General features: G+C 68.8%; 5 protein-coding genes and 1 pseudogene. 2 read left to right on the top strand and 4 right to left on the bottom strand.

The genetic code is table 11. From position 1 onward, the window contains the following. Window positions 1-179: 179 nt before the first annotated feature. Window positions 180-701: pseudogene (locus ACWELQ_RS34755) on the bottom strand (SDR family NAD(P)-dependent oxidoreductase); the annotation flags it as partial. Between the two features lie 247 nt (window positions 702-948). Between ACWELQ_RS34755 and ACWELQ_RS34750 the strand changes: the two are divergent. After that, entirely contained in the window at window positions 949-1821 is an 873-nt protein-coding gene (locus tag ACWELQ_RS34750; RefSeq protein ID WP_452401257.1) for a TIGR03619 family F420-dependent LLM class oxidoreductase, read from the top strand. Here the strand turns inward: ACWELQ_RS34750 and ACWELQ_RS34745 are convergent, their stop codons facing one another. The 3 genes from ACWELQ_RS34745 to hisS form a co-directional block, all read right to left on the bottom strand. Further along, entirely contained in the window at window positions 1822-2823 is a 1002-nt protein-coding gene (locus ACWELQ_RS34745; RefSeq protein ID WP_452401256.1) for a malate dehydrogenase, read from the bottom strand. A gap of 174 nt (window positions 2824-2997) precedes the next feature. Next, window positions 2998-3645 carry a hypothetical protein gene (locus ACWELQ_RS34740; RefSeq protein ID WP_452401255.1) on the bottom strand — a complete coding sequence of 216 codons (648 nt, stop codon included), beginning with the start codon at window positions 3643-3645 and terminating at the stop codon, window positions 2998-3000. A 327-nt stretch (window positions 3646-3972) separates the two neighbouring features. Beyond that, window positions 3973-5253 carry a histidine--tRNA ligase gene (hisS, locus tag ACWELQ_RS34735; RefSeq protein ID WP_452401254.1) on the bottom strand — a complete coding sequence of 427 codons (1281 nt, stop codon included), beginning with the start codon at window positions 5251-5253 and terminating at the stop codon, window positions 3973-3975. Between the two features lie 171 nt (window positions 5254-5424). On the opposite strand from hisS, the gene ACWELQ_RS34730 reads away from it, so the two are divergent. Then, window positions 5425-6282, top strand: a complete 858-nt coding sequence (locus ACWELQ_RS34730) for a peptidylprolyl isomerase (protein ID WP_452401253.1) — start codon at window positions 5425-5427, stop codon at window positions 6280-6282. Window positions 6283-6323 lie beyond the last annotated feature (41 nt).

The raw sequence follows: 6323 nt of genomic DNA, 5'->3' as shown, positions 1-6323 counted from the left end.
ATAGGCCGCGCCGACCGGCTGCCCGCCCCGATTGTTGGTGCGCGCGGTCTCGATGATCCCGGTGTACACCGGCAGCCCGGTGGCGATGCCGCTGCCACGAAGTTGCGGATGGCTTCACCGTAGCGCGGATCGTCCATTCCCGCCCGCAGCAGCGGAGTGTCGACACTGCCGGGGGCCACCGTGTTGAGCCGGACACCGGCCGCGCCCCACTCGACCGCGCGCTCGCGCACCGCCACGGTGACCGCGTTCTTGGACGAGGCGTAGGCGTAGTGGCCCGCGAAATCCCCGGCCTGAGCGAAGGCTTCGGCCTCGTTGCCCTTGGCGATCGGGTTGTCCTCCCACTTGATCTGGGTGGAGGCGACCGACGACACCACCACGGCCGCCGGGTTCTCACCCTTGGTCAGGGCGGGCAGCAGGGCGTCGAGCAAGGCCACGGTGGCCCGGAAGTTGATCTCCACCACCAGGTTCGGATCGGGCACCTGCGGTCCGACGCCCGCGCACAGCACCACGCCGTCGAGCACGCCGCCCGATCGCTCCAGGATCTCCTCGACCGCGGCGGCGCGCGCGGCCGCGTCGGTCAGGTCGACGGTGATGTCGGCGCCCCGCAGGTCGATGCCGATGATGTCGTGCCCGGCAGCGCGCAGGGCCGCGGCGGTGGCCGCGCCGATGCCGGATCCCGAGCCGGTGATGGCGATCGTCATACCGCGATTAGAACAAGATCCAGAGAACCGGACAAGGCCACCGGGACTGCCATCTCAGCCACCGGGACCGCAACGGCCGGGCACCCGCGCAGCGCGATACGACAGGTGAACGCGCACAGCGCCGCCGATCCGAAGCTCGGCGAGGATCGCCGGATCGGGTGCCTTCCGGCGAGTCTACGGCTAGCATCACTCACAGAACTAGAATCTGTTCTAGTTTTCGCACTGCTCACTGTCGAGAGGACGATCGATGCGCTTCACCTACGCGGAGGCGATGACCAACCCGGATTACTACATCCCCCTCGCGCAGGCCGCGGAGGCCGCCGGGTTCCACAGCATCACCGTGGCCGACAGCGTCGCCTACCCGGCGGAGTCGGATTCCAAGTACCCGTACACCAAGGACGGCAATCGCGAATTCCTCGACGGCAAGCCGTTCATCGAGACCTTCGTGCTGTCGGCCGCGATCGCCGCGGCCACCACCACCCTGCGCCTGACCCCGTTCGTGCTCAAGCTGCCGATCCGCCCGCCGGTGCTGGTGGCCAAGCAGGCCAGTTCCCTTGCGCGATTGAGCAACAACCGCTTCGCCCTGGGCGTGGGCATCAGCCCGTGGCCGGAGGACTTCGAGATCATGGGCGTGCCGTTCGAGAAGCGCGGCAAGCGCATGGACGAGTGCATCGAGATCGTGCGCGGCCTGTCCACCGGCGAATACTTCGAGTACCACGGCGAGTTCTACGACATCCGCAAGATCCGGCTCACCCCCGCGCCGACCAAGCCGCTGCCGATCCTGCTCGGCGGCCACAGCGATGCCGCGCTCAAGCGCGCGGTGCGGTTGTGCGACGGCTGGATGCACGCGGGCGGCAACGCCGAGGAGCTCGACAAGTACCTGGCCCGCATCGACGAGCTGCGCGCCGAGCGTGATCACAAGGGCGACTTCGAGATTCACGCGGTCTCCTACGACGGCTACACCCCCGACGGGGTGAAGCGCTGCGAGGAGAAGGGCATCACCGACCTGATCGTCGGCTTCCGCAACTCCTACGCCAAGGAGCAGGACACCGAGACTCTCGAAGAGAAGATCACCAAGATCAAGTGGTACGGCGACAACGTGATAAGCAAGCTGTCCTGATCAGGACCGCTTGGCATACCCCAGGTCGATGACGGCGTCGCGCTCGCTCACCAGCTCCGCGACGCTGGCATCGATTCGGGCACGGGCGAAGTCGTCGATCTCCAGTCCCTGCACGATGGTGTACTCGCCACCGGCGCAGGTCACCGGGAACGAACTGATGAGTCCCTCGGGCACGCCGTAGGAGCCGTCGGAGGGCACCGCCATCGAGGTCCAGTCGCCGGGCGCGGTGCCCAGCACCCAGTCGTGGATGTGGTCGATCGCGGCGCTGGCCGCGCTCGCCGCCGAGGACGCCCCGCGCGCCTTGATGATGGCGGTGCCGCGCTGCTGCACGGTCGGAACGAAGTCGTCGGTCACCCAGGCCCGGTCACCGATCACCTCGAGGGCGCTGCGGCCCGCGACGGTCGCGTAGGCGAGGTCCGGGTACTGGGTGGCGGAATGGTTGCCCCACACCGTGATCCGCTCGATGTCGACAGCCGCCGCCCCGGTCTTCTTCGCGACCTGCGCGATCGCGCGATTGTGGTCGAGCCGGGTGAGGGCGGTGAAGCGCGAGGCGGGCACGTCGGGCGCGTTGCTCATGGCGATGAAGGCGTTGGTATTGGCCGGATTCCCGACCACCAGCACCCGGATGTCGTCGGCCGCATTGGCATTGATGGCCGCGCCCTGATCGGTGAAGATGGGCCCGTTGGCCGCCAGCAGATCCGAGCGTTCCATGTTCGCGGTGCGCGGGCGCGCGCCCACCAGCAGGGCGATGTTCGCCCCGTCGAACCCGACCCATGGGTCATCGGCGATGTCGATGCCCGCCAGCAGCGGGAACGCGCCGTCCTCGAGTTCCATGGCCACACCCTCGAGCGCGCCGACCGCGGCCGGAATCTCGAGCAGCCGCAAGCGAACCGGCGTGTCCGCTCCGAGCAGCGCCCCGGAGGCGATGCGGAACAGCAATCCGTAGGCGATCTGCCCGGCGGCTCCGGTCACGGTGACGGTCACTGGCGCGGCGTTGCTCACGACGATCTCCTTGCGGTGCTGGTGCTTCCGTCCTCACCCTAGCCAGCCGCACACCCGCGCCGGCGCGCACGTGAGCAAGCCAACATCCGCCAATCCCCCACCCCGCCAACCTTTTCACCGGAGGGCGCGGCGACACCGCGAAATTCGGGCAAATTACTTGTCGGGCGACCGGTTTCAGCGGGCCAGGTCGGCGATATCGGAGTCGGCGAGCACGATCGGCGCGGCCGCGTCCCGCGCCCGGACCCGACGGACCGCCCGGTAGAGCGGCCGCTCCTCGGCCACCGCGTCCCGAGCCTCGGCCCGCAACTGCTGCACCAGCATTCCCGAGATGGCCAGCGCGGCGGCCAGCGGGCACCCGGCCAACGCGTCGGCGAGCTTGCGCAGGCCCAGAATATGCAGCTCGCGCCCGCTACCGGAGTCGCTGTAGATCGCCAACGGCACGATCCGGGTATCCGGCCCGGCGGTGATCCGCAGCACGATGCGGCTGATCTTGCCCGGATACACCAGAATCTCGGCCGCCGTGGCGTCGGCCACGTCGATGCTGCGTTCCCCCCGCCAGGTCCGCGCCCGAATCACCGTGCCCGCCACCGTAATCCGCCGCCGCTGCACCGCGATGGCATACAGCGCCGTCGGCGCACCCAGCACCAGCCCGGTCGCCACCGCCACCGGCCAGTGCACGAACAACGCCGCCAGCAGTCCCACGCCGACACCTACCCCGAGGGCCGCCAGGGTGAGTTTGCGTAGCGCCGGAGCCAACAGTTCCGGCGCCACCAGATCGAGGCCGACTTCGCCGCCGGACCCCGCTTTCGATTCATCAGTCACAGCTGCATTCGTCCAAGTCTCGATGGATCGCGCGACCCGATGGCCCGCGCCGCCCCCGCACGACGCACCGCACGGTACCGCAGGCCCTTGCTCCATACCCCGATTTCCCGCACCCCAAGCCAGTATTCGCGCCCTCGCCCCGGCTCCCCTGCCCGCAGCCCCACCCAGCGCAGCGATTCGCCCCATCCGATACCGGTCAGCCGTCTGTTCGCCGACCTCACGCGTGAGTCCCGATACCGACGCCTACCGCCAGCTGCCGACACGGTGGCCCGGCGGGTGCTACGGAGTTCGGGGCGGCGATGTCGCGGCCCCGAACTCCGTCAGGGATCAATCCTGTTGCCCCGCAAGGGCGGCGGCGACCTGGGCGACGGCCTCGTCGAGGGGGATCTGGCGTTGGTCGCCGGTGCTGAGGTCCTTGAGGCCGATCTGGCCCTCGGCCACCTCGCGGTCGCCGAGGACGAGGGCGAGTTGGGCGCCGGACTTGTCGGCGGCCTTCATCGCGCCCTTCATGCCGCGGCCGCCGTAGGCGAGGTCGGTGCGGATGCCGGCCTTGCGGAGTTCGGCGGCGAGGACGACGAGGCGCTGCTTGGCGAGGTCGCCGAGCGGGACGCCGTAGACCTGGATGCGGGGGCCGTCGACGGCGGATTTGCCTTCGGCCTCGAGAGCGAGGACGGTGCGGTCGACGCCGATGCCGAAGCCGATGCCCGACAGGGGCTGGCCGCCGAGTTCGGCCATCAGGCCGTCGTAGCGGCCGCCGCCGCCGATGCCGGACTGCGCGCCCAGGCCGTCGTGCACGAATTCGAAGGTGGTCTTGGTGTAGTAGTCGAGGCCGCGGACCATGCGCGGGTTGACCACGTACGGGACGCCGAGCGCGTCGAGGTGGCCGAGGACCTGCTCGAAGTGCGCCTTCGCGGACTCGGAGAGGTGGTCGATCATGAGCGGCGCGTCGGCGGTCATCTCCTTGACCTCGGGTCGCTTGTCGTCGAGCACGCGCAGCGGGTTGATCTGCGCCCGGCGGCGGGTCTCCTCGTCGAGGTCGAGCTTCAGCAGGAAGTCCTGCAGCAGTTCGCGGTACTGCGGGCGGCAGGTCTCGTCGCCGAGGGAGGTGAGTTCCAGGCGGAACCCGTCGAGCCCGAGGCCGCGGAATCCGGCGTCGGCGATGGCGATGACCTCGGCGTCCAGGGCCGGGTCGTCGATGCCGATGGCTTCCACGCCGACCTGCTGCAGCTGCCGGTAGCGGCCCTTCTGCGGGCGCTCGTAGCGGAAGAACGGTCCCGCGTAGCAGAGCTTGACCGGCAGCTGACCGCGGTCGAGGTTGTGTTCGATGACCGCGCGCATGACTCCGGCGGTGCCTTCGGGCCGCAGCGTGAAGCTCTCGCCGTTGCGGTCGGCGAAGGTCCACATCTCCTTGGACACCACGTCGGTGGACTCGCCCACACCCCGCGCGAACAGGGCGGTCTCCTCGAAAACCGGCAACTCCACATGCCCGTATCCGGCCAGTCGCGCGGTCGCTACGAGGCCGTCACGGACGGCGACGAACTCCGCGGAAGTGGGCGGCAGATAATCGGGGACCCCCCTCGGGGCGCTGAAGCTGCTGGTCTTGGTCACGGCGTTCAGTTTTCACCACGGCCGTCCGCCAAGTCCAACCGGTTACCGGCCCACCTACCATCCAGCACTGGCATATGTAGGTTTTTCTCAGCGAATGCAGGTAATGTCTGCCGCGGCCGCTGGGCTGACGGCCGTAACTTGTAGAACCGACCGTTCACGGAGGGACAGTTAGTGCCGAGCAATGAACAGCGACGCGCTGCGGCGAAACGGAAGCTGGAGCGTCAACTCGAGAACCGGGCCCAGCGGGCGCGCAAGCGCAAGCAACTCACCATCGCCGCGTCGGCTCTCGGCGTCGTGGTCGCGGTGGCGGCCGGTGTCGGCATCTACTTCCTGACGCGGGGCGATGACAGCAGCACCAGCGCGAAGGCCTCGGAGACGCCCGACGCCTCGCTGACCGCCGCTCCCCCGCCGGCCGCGAAGGCGAAGGCCGCCCAGGTGAACTGCACCTACTCCCCGTCGCAGAAGCCCGCCGACAAGCCGGTGAACGCGCCCGGCACGGCGAACATCTCGACCGCCGGTGAGGTGAAGGCGACCATGGACACCAGCCAGGGTCCGATCACCATGACCCTGAATCCGGGCGAATCCCCCTGCACGGTCAATTCTTTCGAGAGCCTGGCCAAGCAGAAGTTCTTCGACAACACCTCCTGCCACCGCATCACCACGGGCAAGGGCCTGCAGGTGCTGCAGTGCGGTGACCCGACCGGTAGCGGAATGGGCGGTCCCGGTTACCAATTCGACAACGAGTACCCGACCGACCAGTACGACCCGAACGATCAGGCGGCGCAGTACCCGGTCGACTACAAGCGCGGCGTGCTGGCGATGGCCAATGCCGGACCGGGCACCAACGGTTCCCAGTTCTTCCTGGTCTACGGCGATTCCCAATTGCCGCCGCAGTACACGATTTTCGGCACCGTGGACGACGCCGGACTGGCGACCCTCGACAAGATCGCCAAGGCGGGCGTGCAGGGTGGCGGCGCGGACGGCAAGCCGGCCCTGGATGTGAACATCCAATCGGTCCAAATCAACTGACCAGCATGGTTTTTCGGGCCCGGCGCGACCTGCGCCGGGCC

It is taken from the genome of Nocardia sp. NPDC004722, from assembly GCF_053601505.1.
Note: the sequence above shows the minus strand (reverse complement) of the source record. Positions and strands in the feature narration are given on the sequence as shown.

Excerpts from the sequence above, each read along its gene's own strand:
- ACWELQ_RS34750 (WP_452401257.1), top strand. The coding sequence starts at position 949 with ATGCGCTTCACCTACGCGGAGGCGATGACCAACCCGGATTACTACATC.